A 15,068-nucleotide genomic window follows, 5' to 3' on the forward strand; every position below is an offset into this window, starting at 1 on the left:
CCCGTTCTTATATAGATTTTGTGTCGCTAATATGTCAGAAATGCAATTACCATTTAAACTTGATGGATATCAAATGAGCACTAAACAGGAGCATAAGATGAGCACCAAATCTACAGCCGTAGTAAACGAAGAGAACAAACCTTCCCGCAGGAAGTTTTTCATCGGGGCAGGTGCCACTGTTGGTGCCGTAGCAATAGCCTCCCAAACGCCTATTGGCAAAGCAGTTATTCAAGAAATTGGCAGCACAGTGAAGGGTAAAGATGATGGCTATCAACTCACTGCGCACATTCGTAAGTATTACGAGACCACCATGCTTTAAACCATTTGTTGATTTAGTCATTTCGAAATAGTTAATTAAAAATATTACTCAGGGACAAGATATGAGTCTGACTCGCAAATCTAATACTTCACAAAGCAGCCGCTCTACGCCTGCATCGCGCCTCATTGGCAGCCTCTCACGCGGACTTCAGTCTGCGGTTCCAACGATGGATCGTCGAACCTTTTTGAAGCGCTCTGGCGTTGGTGTGGGTGCAGGAATTGCAGCTAGCCAACTGAGCTTCGTACAAAAAGCGGTTGCTGAGCCGAATAGGGCTATGTTAGATGGTAAGGGCAAGATTGAAGTCAAGAGAACGGTCTGTTCACACTGTTCAGTAGGTTGCTCAACCGATGCGACTGTTGAAAACGGTGTTTGGGTTCGCCAAGATTCCAATTTTGATTCCCCAATCAACATGGGTGCTTATTGCGCCAAGGGTGCATCACTACGTGAGCACGGTCATGGTGAATTCCGCCTCCGTTACCCAATGAAGTTAGTTGATGGCAAATACCAAAAGATTTCTTGGGATCAGGCCTTAACTGAAATCACTGCGCAGATGAAAGATCTCCGCACAAAATACAGCCCTGATTCACTGTTCTTTATCGGATCTTCCAAGCACAGTAACGAGCAAGCTTATTTATTGCGTAAGTGGGTTTCTTTCTTTGGAACAAACAATACAGACCATCAAGCTCGTATTTGTCACTCAACCACTGTTGCTGGTGTTGCAAACACCTGGGGCTATGGCGCAATGACCAATAGCTACAACGATATGATGAACTCCAAGGCCGCCATGTACATTGGCTCCAACGCAGCAGAGGCTCATCCAGTATCGATGTTGAGTCTTCTGAATGCGAAGGAAAACGGCTGTAAGGTTGTTGTAGTTGATCCACGCTACACCAGAACAGCTGCTAAGTCTGATCAATTTGTCAGAATTCGTTCAGGTACAGACATTCCATTCTTGTTTGGTGTCCTGTATCACATCTTCAATAACGGCTGGGAAGATAAGAAGTACATCAATGACCGCGTATACGGCATGGATGAGATTCGCAAAGAAGTGATGGAAAAGTGGACTCCAAAGAACGTTGAAGAAGCTTGCGGCGTTCCAGAGGCGGAAGTTTACAAAGTTGCTGAGACATTGGCAAAAAATCGTCCAAGTACCGTTGTTTGGTGTATGGGTCAAACTCAGCACACCATCGGTAATGCCATGGTGCGTGCCTCCTGTATTTTGCAGTTGGCACTAGGCAACGTCGGCAAGTCTGGCGGCGGAACCAATATTTTCCGTGGTCACTGTAACGTTCAAGGTGCTACTGACGTAGGTCCTAACCCAGATTCTTTACCTGGCTACTATGGTTTGGCAGCGGGTTCTTGGAAGCACTTTGCCACTGTTTGGGATGTTGACTACGAGTGGATTAAAGGTCGCTACGCACCAGACATGATGGAGAAATCAGGTACTACTGTTTCTCGTTGGGTCGACGCTGTGCTAGAGAAGAATGACATGATTGACCAGCAAACCGCTGTTAAAGGTTTGTTCTTCTGGGGTCACGCAGCAAACTCTCAAACTCGCGGCTTAGATATGAAGCGCGCGATGGACAAGTTAGATCTGCTAGTTGTAGTTGATCCATACCCAACAGCAGTAGCTGCGATGGCTGCAATGCCTCCTGCAGAAGGTAACTCAGTTAACAAGAACCGTAACGTATACCTCTTGCCAGCTACAACCCAGTTTGAAACTTGTGGATCAGCGACTGCATCGAATCGTTCAGTTCAGTGGCGCGAGAAAGTCATCGATCCATTGTTCGAATCCGTACCTGACCACGTCATCATGCAAGCCTTTGCTGATCGCCTTGGTTTTGGTCAAGAGCTTTCCAAGAATTTCAAGATGCAGAGCTCCAAGTTTGCTGGTAAGCAATGGAAAGAGCCGCTGATTGAAGACATCCTCAGAGAAATTAACCGCTCTGTTTGGACTATTGGTTATACCGGTCAAACCCCTGAGCGTATTAAAGCGCACATGAGAATGGCAGGCGTATTTGATCCAAAGACATTGAAGTCCCGTGGTGGTGTTGATCCTGTCACTGGTTACGACACAACTGGTGATTACTATTGCTTGCCTTGGCCTTGCTATGGCACTGCCGCGATCAAGCATCCAGGTTCACCGAACCTCTATGACACCAGTAAGTCGGTGATGGAGGGTGGCGGTAACTTCCGCGCAAACTTTGGTGTTGAGAAGGACGGTAAGAATTTGCTGGCTGAAGATGGTTCTTACTCAAAAGGTTCTGCGATTAAGACCGGCTACCCAGAGTTTGATCACGTACTTGTGAAAAAACTAGGTTGGTGGAATCAATTGACTGAGGATGAGCAAAAAGCTGCTGAAGGTAAGAACTGGAAGACGGACTTATCAGGTGGTATTCAGCGCGTTGTCATGAAAAACGGCTGCCATCCATTCGGTAACGCTAAAGCGCGTGCTGTTGTTTGGAACTTCCCTGATCCGATTCCAGTCCACCGCGAGGCTTTGTATAGTACTAACGAGCCAATGATGCGTAAATATCCAACATCTGCGGATAAGAAGAATTTCTGGCGCTTGCCAACTCTGTACAAAACAGTTCAAGATAAAAACTTGAGTGATAAGTTGTACGAGAAATTCCCAATCATTCTGACCTCTGGCCGTCTGGTTGAGTATGAGGGTGGTGGTGAGGAAACTCGTTCTAACCCTTGGTTGGCAGAGTTGCAGCAAGAGAACTTTGTGGAAATTAATCCAAAAGCTGCAGCAGCTCGCGGCATCAAGAACTGGGACTATGTGTGGGTTAAATCACCAACAGGTGCCAAGATCAAAGTTCGCGCGATGGTTACTGAGCGTGTTGATCAAGGAACTGCTTTTGTGCCGTTCCACTTCTCTGGTTGGTGGGAGGGCAATGACTTGCGCAAATACTATCCAGAAGGTGCGTCACCAATCATTCTAGGTGAGTCGGTTAACACTGCAACTACCTATGGATATGACCAGGTGACGATGATGCAAGAGACCAAAACTACCATGTGCCAAATCGAAAAATTTGCCTAAGTTAAAAAATAAAGTCAGGAGAACACAATGGCAAGAATGAAATTTATTTGTGATACAGAGCGTTGTATTGAATGTAACGGTTGCGTCACTGCTTGTAAAAACGATAACGAAGTACCTTGGGGCGTTAACCGTCGCCGTGTAGTTACGGTGAACGACGGGATCATTGGCAAGGAAAAGTCAATCTCAGTGGCATGTATGCACTGCTCAGATGCACCATGTATGGCTGTTTGTCCGGTCGACTGTTTCTACCGTACGGACGAAGGCGTTGTCTTACATGACAAAGATATCTGTATCGGTTGCGGTTACTGCTCATTCGCTTGCCCATTCGGTGCGCCACAGTTCTTGAGCTCAGGCGCTTTTGGTGTCCGTAGCAAGATGGATAAGTGCACTTTCTGTAGCGGTGGTCCTGAAGCTAATGGAAGCGTTGCGGAATTTGAGAAATACGGTCGCAATCGTTTGGCAGAGGGTAAGTTGCCTTTGTGCGCAGAGATGTGCTCAACCAAGGCATTGATCGGTGGTGATAGCGAAGTGATCTCCTCTATTTACGCCAAGCGTGTTTCTGTACGCGAAGCTAATGGTAGGTATCCAAGTAAGGATATCTTCGGTTGGTCTACTGCTTACGGCCCAATGGATTCTCCTGCGCCAAAACCAACGCCTGCTGCCAAAATCCCAGGAGCTAAATCATGAGATTCAATCTGAAAACCATTGGTTTATGTCTCGTTGCAGGCGCCACCTTGGCTGCTTGCTCCGAGCCTCCTGAGATTGCGGCTAAAGCTGCAAAGCGTCCAGACGTTGCGCCTTACATGGGAGCTGATAACGGCTTCATGACTAAGGGCTGGACTCCAAAGGATGAAAAAAGCTGGACCGAATCGGTCGATAAGCGTAATCAGAATCAGTCTGAGTATTCACGCTTTAAGTCATCAGTTAAACAATAAATAAAATGAAAACGTTTAAGGATATTTGTATGAATCGATCATTCTCTAGTGTTAGTCGCTCCTGGTTGCTAGCCCTTGGCGTATCGCTCAGTTTGCTTAGCGGTGTATCCATGGCAGAACGTGCCCCAATGCCACCGCTTCCATCTCCAAGTGGTATTGATTATCCAAAGAACCTTGGCGCTGTTTCTGATGGCACTCAAGCTCAATCCCAGCCTGCGAATTCTGCTCAGGTGGGTGAGCAGTTCCTTTGGAACTCAGCGAACAGTGATCCTTACAACTTTGTTAGCATCCCCGACAAAGAGGCGAGCGTTTTGATTCAGCGAGCTGGTCAGCAATGGCGCTTTATCCGTAACGGCGTGATCACTGTTTACGGTGGTTGGTTGCTAGCTCTTGCTTTCTTCGGTATTGCTGCCGTGTTTATCATCAAGGGCCCAATCAAGTTACATGCCCCGATGTCTGGTCAAAAAATTAAACGGTTTAACGGCTTTGAGCGCTTTACTCACTGGGTAATGGCTTTCAGTTTCATTGGACTAGCTTTGACTGGTATGTTGATTTTGTGGGGTAAATATTTTGTGATGCCAATGATGGGCGGTGTTGCCTATGGCACCTTCTTGAATATTTGCAAAAATATTCATAACTACTCCGGCCCACTCTTTACTTTGAGCGTGGTGATTTTCTTCTTGCTGTTCGCAACTAGAAACATTCCTGGAGAGGGTGATCTCACTTGGATCAAGTCATTTGGCGGCATGTTTGGTGGAAAACATCCTCCTGCAGGCTTCTTTAACTTCGGTGAGAAAATCTGGTTCTGGTTTGGTATGACTTTCCTAGGCTTAGTCATCTCAGGATCTGGTTTTGTGCTCGACATGATTGTTCCATTCATGGAAGTTCAATACATTCGTGGAACCATGCAGTTGGCGAACATCATCCACAGTACAGCTTCAATCTTGATGACTACGATGGCTATGGGTCATATCTACATCGGATCGATTGGTATGCAAGGTTCGCTCGATGGTATGAAGAATGGTTACGTAGACGCTACCTGGGCTAAAGAACACCATGAAATTTGGTACAACAAGGTTAATAAATAAGGTCAAGCCATGAAAAAACTCATTGCTTTTATGCTCTGTACATTTGCAAGTGCATCAGTGTTTGCTACTCTGCCGCCACTTACACCAGAAGCCAAAGCAGCTGATGATCTCGCAAAAGCTAAAACAGCTTATGCAGGTCGAGTAGGTGCTTTTCAGTTATGTCAGGCAATTAATAAGGTGGCTGATCAATACCGTGTTCCTGGTACTCCAGCACCAGCAGCTTGTGTGGCTCCGCCACCATTTGTTGCGCCGGGTGCACCAACAGCAGCAGCGCCAGCACCAGCAGCAAAGTAATTAGTCGACTAGCAACTCTTGATGTAAGTAGCGTTTAGCTGCTTGTGTCTGGGGATCGGCAAAGAAGGGACCTACGGGTCCCTTTTCTTTAATCTGGCCTTGATCAATGAAGATGATGTACTCAGCGATTCTTTGTACTTGTGCAAGTTGGTGGGATGTGAAGATGACGTCAGAGCCTTGAGACTTAAATTGGCGAATGATCTCTTCTACTTGCTCTGTGGTATTTGGGTCTAAATTAGCAGTAGGTTCATCTAGTAAAACTAAATGAGGCTTTTGCAAAATGACTCTACCCAAGCAAAGCTTTTGTCTTTCACCTGCCGAGAGTTTGTGTGCAGGACTGTTGGCAAGATGACTTAAGCCGATCTGCTCCATCACCACATCAATAGCCAGAGAATTAATTGAAGAGTCTGAGTCTTTCACCATCGCAATATTAGTTCGTGCTGAGGCTTTGATCATTGGCGTATGGTGCAATACCAGAGATGATTTTATTGAGCCACTTGAATGGGTAACAGTACCTGAGTCTGGGTTGATTAGGCCATCAATTAATTTTAGGAAAGTCGTTTTACCAGCACCATTAGGTCCAATGCAAGCGCAAATACGATCTGCAGGAATGACTGCATGAGGGATGTCTAAGATGATGCGTCCATTACGTTTAACAATGACGTCTTTGAACTCGACAAATTGTTTGAATTGTTCGGAATGATTAACCATAGCGACGCTCCGCAATTTGGCGAACTGCAAATGTAAAGAGATTTGCCAGTAAAACAATGCCCAACAGAACAATGCCTAAGGCAAGCGCTAAGGGGAGATCGCCTTTACTGGTTTCTAGGGCAATTGCTGTTGTCATAGTGCGGGTAGATTGATCAATATTGCCGCCGACGATCATGACTGCACCGACCTCAGAAATGGCTCTGGCCAGTCCTGCTAAAACTGCAATCGTAAGAGAAAAGCGGCAGTCCCAAACAAGCCATTTGAGGGCAGAAAGTCTAGGTAGGCGAAGGGCCATAAAGGAATCCCGGTGAATTCTCCAAGAATCCTCCAGGATTTGACGGCTCAGAGCAGCAATTAAGGGGGTTGTGAGCAGTGTTTGGGCTAGGATCATGCCCTTGGGTGTAAAAAGCCATCCCCACACTCCTAAAGGCCCTGTTCTAGAGAGCAGTAGATAGACAATGACGCCAATAATCACGGTTGGGACGCCCATGAGGGTATTTAAGATCAGCGTAATGGTTTGCTTGCCCTGGAATTCCTCTGTAGCTAATAGGGCGCCAATGGGAAGTCCTAGTAAGGTGCCCAGTAATAGAGCGCTCAAACTGACCTGAAGCGAGACCAGCACAATGCCAATAACTCCAGCATCTAAATGCAAAAGTAATCTGAAAGCATCCTGAAAGGTCATCAACATGGGCTAGATTCTAGCAAGGGGATGGCAAAATGGCATGAATGCACACAATTTCTCTTTTTTGCACTCATGGCTGAAGTCATTTGCCTCTGTAATGAGGTCCTCGATGTTGATCTTCGCGAATATCTCGATGGGCATCCGATCGATTCGATTGAAGATTTGCGCGAGCAGGCCTCTATTTGTAATAAGTGCATGCAGTGCCAAGAATTAGTTGAGGGTGAAATCTATTTGGCGCGGGTGCGACGACAGCGCGCTGCAGGACAGTTTTGATGACGCTAGTGCAATTCGGTCGCTTTAGTGTCATGACCATGAATGTCCACAAAGGACTATCGCCTCTACATAGAAAATCTACGATTTATGAGTTGCGTCAAAAAATGCGCAGCCATCATCCAGACCTGCTATTTCTACAAGAGCTTCAGCAAGAACATCGTGGGCGGATCAGGAGATTTGGCCAGTGGCCGCTAACAGAGCTTACCTATTTTTTATCCGAAGACTTTTGGCATGATTGGCACTACGGTAAGAATGTTGAGTATCCAGACGGTCATCATGGCAACGCTATTCTCTCAAAGAGACCATTGCACAAGGGTGAAAACTATGACATCTCGGCCTATCGATTCGAGAGGCGGGGTTTGCTTCATAGCGTTACTCAGCTAGAAGGCAATGAAACGCCGATCCATTGTTTTTGTGTGCATCTGGCTTTATTTGAAAGAGGGCGAGAGCGTCAATTAGATGAAATTATTCGTTACATTGATTCGCTTGCAGAGGGTGGCCCAACTATTGTGGCGGGTGACTTTAACGATTGGCGCAATCGCGTGAGTGCCCCGATGCGCGCCGCTGGTTTTCAAGAGGTTTTTGAGGTGCTGACAGGTGCTCCTGCAAAAACCTTTCCCAGTGTGAAGCCTATGCTTCCCATGGACCGAATTTATGTACGAGGCTTAAAGATTCATTCAGCAGCAGTTTTGCATGAATGGCTAAAGCTCTCTGATCACTTGGGTATTACTGCTGAACTGGAAATCATATGAGCATATTAAATTTTCTACTGGGCTCTATTTTTGGGTTCTCTTTAATATGGGTTCCCATAATCCATGCGGTTATTGTGATTCTGTTTGGATTTAGATTAATTTCCGTGAGAAGACCAGTCGGTGTTGCGATTGCATGGTTTTTGATTGTTGTCTTATTTCCAATTCTAGGTATCAGTCTCTACATCTTGATTGGAGAACGCCCTGTAGGTCGCAAGCTCACGAGAAAAATTATTCGGATGGATAAAGAATACGCAGCTATCACGGCAGAGATGCGTCAGCACTATCAAGCCGATAAGTTGCAACTCCCAATCGAGGGTAGGGCTCTTAGCGTATTAGCAGAATCAAAAAATGGATCCCCTGTGATTGCTGGTAACAAGATCGAGTTATTTACGAGCTCACTAGAAATTCTGCAGGATTTCATTAACGAAATTAATCAGGCAAAAAAATCACTGCATTTAGAGTTTTATATATGGGCATTGGGTGGCGATGCTGATCGAGTGGGCGAGGCCTTAATTGCAGCGGCTAAACGTGGCGTGGTTTGTAAGGTGTTACTGGATTCATTAGGAAGCAAAGACTGGTTTAAATCCAGCTGGCCTAATCGTTTTAGAAATGCCGGCATTCAAGTGACTGAGGCGTTACCAATTCAAATTGGTCGCTTTCAATTTCGTCGTGCTGACCTCAGGTTACATCGAAAAATATTTGTGATTGATAACACTGTCGTTTGGACTGGCAGTATGAATATGGTCGATCCGCGCACTTTTAAGCAAGACTCTGGTGTGGGTGAGTGGGTAGATGCTATGGTCAGAATTGAAGGCCCGGTTGCATCTCAGTTCGAGTTGACATTCTCTTTTGACTGGAGTGTTGATAATCCCAAGATCACCCATTTCAATGATGTGGTACCAACTCCTAGTCCGAACGAGGGACAAGTGCTTGCCCAGGAGTTTTCTTCTGGACCGGTGTATCGCGACGATATCTTGTACCAGGTGCTACTCTCCGCCATCATAGATGCACGCAAAGAGCTCATCATTACTACACCTTACTTTGGTCCGGATGATGGCTTGATTCAGGCGCTGATGGCAGCGGCTGGCCGTGGCGTGAAGGTAACTTTAATTGTTCCTAAATTGAACGATTCAGCGCTAGTCGCCTGGAGTAGCCATAGCTTTTATGCTGACCTGATGGATGCGGGTGTCAATATCGCTGAATTTCATGGTGGTTTATTGCATACCAAGAGTTTGCTCATAGATAAGCAAGTATCAATTTTTGGATCCGTGAATTTTGATCAACGTAGCTTGCGTCTTAATTTTGAGATCAGCTTAATCGTCTACAACGATGCGTTTTGCGCCAAACTCGAGACCTTGATTGAGTCCTACTTAGCCCAATCTGATTTAGTTGATCCAATAAGTTGGGCTAAGCGACCACGTTGGCGTGTTTTGTTAGAGAACGCGGCACACTTAGCTTCACCTCTACTTTAAATCGCTCCTTGGCTACGCATTAACTCAATTTCGCTTACGGCAATATCAAGCTCAGATAGGATTGCTTCCGTATGCTGCCCAACAGCAGGAATATCATCCATGCGGTATTCGAAGCTGTTATTGCTACCAGGCGGCAGCATTGCTGTAATGGGACCTACGGGTGATCCAACTTGTACCCAGCGCTCGCGTGCTTTGAGTTGATCATGATTCCACAAACCCTGCATGTCATTGAGTCGGGCATTGGCGATTTGAGCTTGATCCAGCTTTGCTATGACCTGCTCGGTAGTGAGTTTACTAAAACACGCATCAATAATGGAAAGTAATTCATCGCGCTTTTCATTGCGTTTGAAGTTTTTATCAAAGCGCTCATCTTTGGCCAGTGCTTGATTCTCAAGCACCACCTCACAGAATAAAACCCACTCACGATCATTTTGCAAGCCCAGCATGATGGTGCCGCCATCGCCAGCCTTAAATGGCCCATAGGGATAGATCGTTGCATGGGATGCACCATTACGAGGAGGGGGCGTTTCACCTTCATAGGCATAGTAGAGGGGGTAGCTCATCCATTCGCCTAAAGACTCGAGCATCGAAACATCGATCGTAGATCCCTTGCCAGTCTTACCCCGTTGCAAGAGTGCCGCCAGTACATTGGTATACGCATACATGCCTGCAGCAATATCGGCAATGGAGTTACCTGATTTGCTAGGGGTATCTGGAGTGCCGGTAACGGATAAGAACCCAGCCTCACTCTGAATCAACAGGTCATAAGCTTTTTTATCGCGATAAGGGCCATTGTTTCCGTAACCTGAGATGTCGCACAAAATCAAACCAGGATTGTCTTTTTGTAAGAGCTCTGCAGTCAATCCCATCCGTGCCGCTGCACCAGGTGCTAAATTCTGTACTAGGACATCAGCCGTTTTGAGTAGCATCTTCAGTGCCGCTAACGCAGATTCTTGCTTGAGATCTAAGGTCAGGCTTTCTTTGGAACGATTGACCCAAGTGAAGTGAGAGGACATACCATTGACACGCTCATCATAGGCGCGGGCAAAGTCCCCGGCACCGGGTCTCTCCACCTTGATAACGCGCGCACCTAAGTCGGCTAATTGGCGCGTGCAAAAAGGAGCTGCAATAGCATGCTCTAGGGAAATCACGGTGATGCCATCCAAAGGACGAATACTCATGTCATTACTTATCTGAAAAACTGCATCAATCAAAAGATCTACAACATCAAAAGGAGCGTGGCAGACCCAAAATATGCTCTGCAACGTAGGAGTAGATCAAGTTCGTGGAAATGGGCGCAACTTGATAGAGACGGGTCTCGCGGAACTTACGTTCGACATCATATTCATTAGCAAAACCAAAGCCACCATGCGTTTGTAGACAAACGTTTGCCGCCTCCCAAGAGGCTTTTGCAGCTAAGTACTTTGCCATGTTGGACTCTGCACCACAAGCTTGATTGTTGTCAAATAGTTCGCATGCTTTAAAACGCATTAGATTAGCCGCCTCAGTCTCAATAAAAGCATCGGCAATCGGAAACTGAATACCTTGGTTCTTGCCAATGGGGCGATCAAACACCACGCGGTCATTGGCATAACGACGTGCTTTATCCACAAACCAATAGGCATCACCGATACACTCGGCTGCAATGAGAACACGCTCGGCATTGAGTCCATCTAAGATGTACTTAAAGCCTTTACCTTCTTCGCCAATGAGATTCTCAGCGGGGATCTCTAAGTTATCAAAGAAGACTTCATTGGTTTCATGATTAACCATATTGGCAATCGGCTGAATCGCCATGCCATTGCCAATAGCGTCTTTGAGGTTGACGATAAAGATCGACATGCCCTCTGATTTTTTCTTCACATCTGCCAGGGGGGTGGTGCGCGCTAGCAGAATCATCAAATCAGAATGCTGAATACGAGAGATCCATACCTTCTGACCATTCACAATGTACTTATCACCTTGTTTGACGGCAGTAGTTTTGAGTTTGGTGGTGTCGGTGCCCGTAGTGGGTTCAGTCACCGCCATACTTTGGAGGCGTAATTCACCGGTAGCGATTTTGGGGAGATAGAGTTTCTTCTGTAGGTCAGAGCCATGACGCAGCAAGGTGCCCATGTTGTACATCTGGCCATGACAAGAGCCGGCATTGCCACCGGAAAAATTAATCTCTTCCATGATGACTGAGGCCTCAGCTAAACCCAAACCAGAGCCACCGTATTCCTCAGGAATTAATGCTGCTAACCAGCCTGCTTTGGCCATAGCATCAACAAACGCTTCGGGATAGTCGCGTTCGTGATCTACCTTTTGCCAGTAAGCAGAATCAAAGCTGCCACAGAGGTCGCGCAAAGCTTCACGCATGTCTTGATATTGATCTGGCTTAGGGATGGGGTGATTCATAGATTAATGAGTGAGTTAATGGAGCAATTAATGTTCAAGACCTATAGTTTAAGCAAGATTTCAGAATAGCGGGCGGTCGAGGATGGGGCATACTGAGCTTATGATTCAGCCCTTTAATGTCCGCTTATCCGGAGTCATTGCTTAATGGAGCAAATGCTCAGTCAATTCTTTGACTTCTTTGGAATGCCAGCGATTGGTTTGCCGGCGGTGTTTATCAGTGCTTTTATCTCCGCAACCTTGCTACCCTTTGGCTCGGAGCCCATACTTTTTGGCTATGTTTCAGTTAATCCCCACTTGTATTGGATCGCCATTATGGTGGCCACTATCGGTAATACATTAGGGGGTATGTTGGATTGGTGGCTCGGACTGATTAGCCGTAATAGTTTTGAGTCCCTCAAAGGGCCTACTAATGGCAGAATGCAGCGCTGGCTGGAAGAGCGGGGGCCAAAGATGCTCTTATTATCTTGGTTGCCAGGCTTTGGCGACCCCTTATGTTTGGCAGCAGGCTGGCTTAGATTGGCTTGGGGACCATGCTTAATTTACATGTTTATTGGCAAGCTACTACGCTATCTCACGATGACCTGGTTGTTAACCTTAGTACCTACCAGCTTTTGGCACCAACTAGGACATTGGCTAGACCTAATCTAGGCAAGACTTTGAAAGATTAAACAGCGCAGTATTTTTGCTGAATCTCGTCGTTATTCAAAAGATTTTGAGCGGTGTCGTGGAAAACAATTTGACCTTGATCCAGTATGTAAGCTCGATCGGAGATCTTGAGCGCTTGCTGAACATTTTGCTCCACAAGCAGAATGGTTAAACCCTGCCGCTTTAGTTTGGCAAATAGTTCAAACATTTCTTCAACCAATACCGGCATGATGCCTTCTGATGGTTCGTCCAGCAAGATTACTTTTGGTTTAGCAATCATGGCGCGAGCAATCGCTAGCATCTGCTGTTCTCCACCAGACATCGAAGTGCCATCCTGCTGCAATCGCTCTTTCAGGCGAGGGAAGGTTTCTGCGATTTCATCAACCAGAGTGCTCATATCGCCACGACTTTTCTTGGCAATCACACCCAACTCTAAATTTTCTTTAACAGTTAGTCCTGGAACAATCCGCCTATCTTCTGGGACATAAGCTAAGCCTAGGTGGTAGCGCTCATGTGCTGCAAGATCCAAGAAGGAGGTGCCATCAATCGAGGCTTTACCTTCTCTCTTCGAGAGTAGGCCCATTAAGGAGCGCAGGGTAGTGGTCTTACCAGCACCATTGCGGCCCATTAAGGTAACGATTTCACCACTATTGACTTCTAAGGAGACGCCTTGCAGAACGTGGCTACGGTCATACCAGGCATTTAAATTTTCTACACGCAACATATATGAACCTTTAACCTTGACCTAGGTACACACGTCGTACCTCTGCATTATTTTGAATTTCTTCTGGCGTGCCTTCAGCTAAAAACTCACCATGATGGAGAACAATAATGCGTTTGCATAAACCCATGATGAGTTTCATCTTGTGTTCAACCAAAATCACTGTTCTTTCATTTGCAAGCGTGCGAATGAGGTCCATCATGACGAGTGTTTCCTCGGGAGACATGCCTGCGGTCGGCTCATCAAGCAAAAGAAGACTGGGATTGCAGGCGAGGGCCATTGCGATTTCTAAAGCACGTTGTTGACCATGAGCCAAGTCACCTGTTTTTTTATTTCTGAGATGCTCTAAGTTGACGCGACGTAAGAGTTGATCTGCAAGCTCAATGGGCTCTGGATAACTTTGTGCATTACGTAAAAAGTTATAACGCGCTGTTTCCATTTGGGCGGCAACGCGCACATTTTCATGAACAGTGAGCTGCTTAAAGACGTTGGTAATCTGAAAGCTCTTAGAGATACCGATACGAGCAAACTCATATTGCTCCATACCAGTAATATCTTTACCGTTAAATAAGATTTGTCCGCTAGAGGGTGGAAACGCACCACTAAGCACATTAAAGAAGGTACTCTTGCCTGCACCATTTGGCCCAATGATCGCCGTAAGGGAGCCAGGCATAAATGTGGTTGAGACATCCTGCAGTGCTATAAATTTCCCAAAGCTCTTGCTGACATTACGAGCCTCTAGAATTGGAGTTTGATTTGAGCTACTCATGATTTCGAATCCTGATTGAGATTTAGCTTGCTCAAGATGGTTCCCCAAATTCCTTTAGGGAAGAACAAAACGAAGAACATAAATACCAGACCAATAACAGCCATCCAATGCTTGGTAAAGGTAGTGACCACATCTTCTAAATAGAGCATGACAGCGGCACCAATAAACGGCCCAAAGAAAGTACCCATGCCGCCCAAGATGCTCATCATGACGGCTTGTCCAGATTGGAGATAGTGAAGCGAATCGATGGGAACAATGGAAAGGTGTAAAGCGCGCAATGAGCCTGCCAAACCGCAGATTGCAGCTGACAACACGAATACCAATAGTTTTGTACGAGCGACATCAAAGCCGCAAGCTGCAGCACGTTTTTCATTCTCACGAATCGCCTCCATTACGGCGCCAAGAGGGGAGCTCAATATTCGGGATATGAGCCACATTGCGATGACTACAAAAAAGAGAATGATGTAGTACTTCACTAAGGGGTTTAGAAAATCCACCGTGATACCAAGAATGTTGAAGTTATCAACGCGGACGCCTCGTAAGCCATTCTCCCCACCAGTCAAACTCTCCGCCTTGTAGAAGCAATAAAACACAATTTGACCTAATGCGAGTGTCACCATAGAGAAGTAAATGCCTCTGGTGCGAATGGCTAGAAAGCCCATTAGCAGTCCACCGATAGCTGCACCAATGACGCCTACCAATATAGCTGCACCCCAAGGCATGGCGTAATGGACGATCCCAATACCGGTGAGATAGCTACCGATACCGAGAAAGGCGGCATGTCCAAAGGATAGTAGTCCCATGTAGCCAAACAAGAGATTGAATCCCATAGCAAATAAGCCAAAGATCAAGATATTGATAGCAAGCGCTTCATACGGCATGATGAAAGGAAAAACTATCAAGAAGAGACTGCTTGCTAGCACCCGGTGGCGGGCAATGAGTTGGACAAATGATTTCATAAATA

Annotated in this window: 17 protein-coding genes; 10 read left to right on the plus strand and 7 right to left on the minus strand. The window is 46.2% G+C overall.

Annotation, left to right across the window (positions count from 1 at the left end; translation table 11 throughout):
• Positions 1-97: 97 nt before the first annotated feature.
• The 6 genes from ICN22_RS05315 (at position 98) to ICN22_RS05340 (ending at position 5,682) form a co-directional block, all read left to right on the plus strand.
• Positions 98-319: a formate dehydrogenase gene (locus ICN22_RS05315; protein WP_216169215.1), complete on the plus strand. Its 222-nt coding sequence runs from the start codon at positions 98-100 to the stop codon at positions 317-319.
• A 61-nt stretch (positions 320-380) separates the two neighbouring features.
• Positions 381-3,365 carry a formate dehydrogenase subunit alpha gene (locus ICN22_RS05320; protein ID WP_216169216.1) on the plus strand — a complete coding sequence of 995 codons (2,985 nt, stop codon included), beginning with the start codon at positions 381-383 and terminating at the stop codon, positions 3,363-3,365.
• Positions 3,366-3,392: 27 nt separating this feature from the next.
• Positions 3,393-4,052, plus strand: a complete 660-nt coding sequence (gene fdh3B / locus ICN22_RS05325; RefSeq protein ID WP_216169217.1) for a formate dehydrogenase FDH3 subunit beta — start codon at positions 3,393-3,395, stop codon at positions 4,050-4,052.
• Complete coding sequence (locus tag ICN22_RS05330) at positions 4,049-4,300, plus strand: hypothetical protein (protein ID WP_215327476.1); 252 nt, start codon at positions 4,049-4,051, stop codon at positions 4,298-4,300. Before fdh3B ends, ICN22_RS05330 begins: the two co-directional genes overlap by 4 nt.
• A 29-nt stretch (positions 4,301-4,329) precedes the next feature.
• Entirely contained in the window at positions 4,330-5,388 is a 1,059-nt protein-coding gene (locus ICN22_RS05335; protein ID WP_216169218.1) for a formate dehydrogenase subunit gamma, read from the plus strand.
• A gap of 9 nt (positions 5,389-5,397) precedes the next feature.
• A complete protein-coding gene (locus ICN22_RS05340) occupies positions 5,398-5,682 on the plus strand; it encodes a hypothetical protein (protein WP_216169219.1) in 285 nt (94 codons plus the stop codon).
• Here the strand turns inward: ICN22_RS05340 and ICN22_RS05345 are convergent, their stop codons facing one another.
• Together ICN22_RS05345 and ICN22_RS05350 are read right to left on the minus strand one after the other, a co-directional pair.
• On the minus strand, positions 5,683-6,393 hold the full coding sequence (locus ICN22_RS05345; RefSeq protein WP_216169220.1) for an ATP-binding cassette domain-containing protein: 711 nt from the start codon (positions 6,391-6,393) through the stop codon (positions 5,683-5,685).
• On the minus strand, positions 6,386-7,081 hold the full coding sequence (locus tag ICN22_RS05350) for an ABC transporter permease (protein ID WP_216169221.1): 696 nt from the start codon (positions 7,079-7,081) through the stop codon (positions 6,386-6,388). Before ICN22_RS05350 ends, ICN22_RS05345 begins: the two co-directional genes overlap by 8 nt.
• Positions 7,082-7,102: 21 nt before the next feature.
• Between ICN22_RS05350 and ICN22_RS05355 the strand changes: the two genes are divergently transcribed.
• Genes ICN22_RS05355 through cls form a run of 3 tightly spaced genes read left to right on the plus strand, consistent with a single transcriptional unit; the run spans position 7,103 to position 9,572 of the window.
• Positions 7,103-7,348: a hypothetical protein gene (locus tag ICN22_RS05355; protein ID WP_216169222.1), complete on the plus strand. Its 246-nt coding sequence runs from the start codon at positions 7,103-7,105 to the stop codon at positions 7,346-7,348.
• Between the two features lie 32 nt (positions 7,349-7,380).
• Positions 7,381-8,100: an endonuclease/exonuclease/phosphatase family protein gene (locus ICN22_RS05360; protein ID WP_255533849.1), complete on the plus strand. Its 720-nt coding sequence runs from the start codon at positions 7,381-7,383 to the stop codon at positions 8,098-8,100.
• Positions 8,097-9,572 carry a cardiolipin synthase gene (cls, locus tag ICN22_RS05365; RefSeq protein WP_216169224.1) on the plus strand — a complete coding sequence of 492 codons (1,476 nt, stop codon included), beginning with the start codon at positions 8,097-8,099 and terminating at the stop codon, positions 9,570-9,572. The genes ICN22_RS05360 and cls overlap by 4 nt, the downstream gene beginning before the upstream one ends.
• Here the strand turns inward: cls and ICN22_RS05370 are convergent.
• Complete coding sequence (locus ICN22_RS05370; protein WP_216169361.1) at positions 9,569-10,753, minus strand: CaiB/BaiF CoA transferase family protein; 1,185 nt, start codon at positions 10,751-10,753, stop codon at positions 9,569-9,571. The two genes, cls and ICN22_RS05370, sit on opposite strands and share 4 nt — an antisense overlap.
• Positions 10,754-10,799: 46 nt before the next feature.
• Complete coding sequence (locus ICN22_RS05375) at positions 10,800-11,969, minus strand: acyl-CoA dehydrogenase family protein (RefSeq protein ID WP_216169225.1); 1,170 nt, start codon at positions 11,967-11,969, stop codon at positions 10,800-10,802.
• A 144-nt stretch (positions 11,970-12,113) separates the two neighbouring features.
• Between ICN22_RS05375 and ICN22_RS05380 the strand changes: the two genes are divergently transcribed.
• Positions 12,114-12,617 (plus strand): YqaA family protein, encoded by a 504-nt coding sequence (locus ICN22_RS05380; RefSeq protein WP_216169226.1) that lies wholly within the window; start codon positions 12,114-12,116, stop codon positions 12,615-12,617.
• Between the two features lie 16 nt (positions 12,618-12,633).
• On the opposite strand, the gene ICN22_RS05385 is transcribed toward ICN22_RS05380, so the two are convergent.
• From ICN22_RS05385 to ICN22_RS05395, 3 genes are read right to left on the minus strand one after another with little or no spacing between them, the layout of a single operon-like run.
• Positions 12,634-13,338 (minus strand): ABC transporter ATP-binding protein, encoded by a 705-nt coding sequence (locus ICN22_RS05385; protein WP_216169227.1) that lies wholly within the window; start codon positions 13,336-13,338, stop codon positions 12,634-12,636.
• A gap of 10 nt (positions 13,339-13,348) precedes the next feature.
• Entirely contained in the window at positions 13,349-14,104 is a 756-nt protein-coding gene (locus ICN22_RS05390; protein ID WP_216169228.1) for an ABC transporter ATP-binding protein, read from the minus strand.
• Positions 14,101-15,063, minus strand: coding sequence for a branched-chain amino acid ABC transporter permease (locus tag ICN22_RS05395; RefSeq protein WP_216169229.1), 963 nt, complete (start codon positions 15,061-15,063; stop codon positions 14,101-14,103). The genes ICN22_RS05390 and ICN22_RS05395 overlap by 4 nt, the downstream gene beginning before the upstream one ends.
• Positions 15,064-15,068 lie beyond the last annotated feature (5 nt).

This window comes from Polynucleobacter bastaniensis (genome assembly GCF_018882205.1).
GTDB lineage: Bacteria > Pseudomonadota > Gammaproteobacteria > Burkholderiales > Burkholderiaceae > Polynucleobacter > Polynucleobacter bastaniensis.

Bases quoted from the DNA above. Each gene is read 5' to 3' on its own strand.
- ICN22_RS05315 (WP_216169215.1), top strand. From the start codon at position 98: ATGAGCACCAAATCTACAGCCGTAGTAAACGAAGAGAACAAACCTTCC.
- ICN22_RS05320 (WP_216169216.1), top strand. From the start codon at position 381: ATGAGTCTGACTCGCAAATCTAATACTTCACAAAGCAGCCGCTCTACG.
- fdh3B (WP_216169217.1), top strand. From the start codon at position 3,393: ATGGCAAGAATGAAATTTATTTGTGATACAGAGCGTTGTATTGAATGT.
- ICN22_RS05330 (WP_215327476.1), top strand. From the start codon at position 4,049: ATGAGATTCAATCTGAAAACCATTGGTTTATGTCTCGTTGCAGGCGCC.
- ICN22_RS05335 (WP_216169218.1), top strand. From the start codon at position 4,330: ATGAATCGATCATTCTCTAGTGTTAGTCGCTCCTGGTTGCTAGCCCTT.
- ICN22_RS05340 (WP_216169219.1), top strand. From the start codon at position 5,398: ATGAAAAAACTCATTGCTTTTATGCTCTGTACATTTGCAAGTGCATCA.
- ICN22_RS05345 (WP_216169220.1), bottom strand. From the start codon at position 6,393: ATGGTTAATCATTCCGAACAATTCAAACAATTTGTCGAGTTCAAAGAC.
- ICN22_RS05350 (WP_216169221.1), bottom strand. From the start codon at position 7,081: ATGTTGATGACCTTTCAGGATGCTTTCAGATTACTTTTGCATTTAGAT.
- ICN22_RS05355 (WP_216169222.1), top strand. From the start codon at position 7,103: ATGGCAAAATGGCATGAATGCACACAATTTCTCTTTTTTGCACTCATG.
- ICN22_RS05360 (WP_255533849.1), top strand. From the start codon at position 7,381: ATGACCATGAATGTCCACAAAGGACTATCGCCTCTACATAGAAAATCT.
- cls (WP_216169224.1), top strand. From the start codon at position 8,097: ATGAGCATATTAAATTTTCTACTGGGCTCTATTTTTGGGTTCTCTTTA.
- ICN22_RS05370 (WP_216169361.1), bottom strand. From the start codon at position 10,753: ATGAGTATTCGTCCTTTGGATGGCATCACCGTGATTTCCCTAGAGCAT.
- ICN22_RS05375 (WP_216169225.1), bottom strand. From the start codon at position 11,969: ATGAATCACCCCATCCCTAAGCCAGATCAATATCAAGACATGCGTGAA.
- ICN22_RS05380 (WP_216169226.1), top strand. From the start codon at position 12,114: ATGGAGCAAATGCTCAGTCAATTCTTTGACTTCTTTGGAATGCCAGCG.
- ICN22_RS05385 (WP_216169227.1), bottom strand. From the start codon at position 13,338: ATGTTGCGTGTAGAAAATTTAAATGCCTGGTATGACCGTAGCCACGTT.
- ICN22_RS05390 (WP_216169228.1), bottom strand. From the start codon at position 14,104: ATGAGTAGCTCAAATCAAACTCCAATTCTAGAGGCTCGTAATGTCAGC.
- ICN22_RS05395 (WP_216169229.1), bottom strand. From the start codon at position 15,063: ATGAAATCATTTGTCCAACTCATTGCCCGCCACCGGGTGCTAGCAAGC.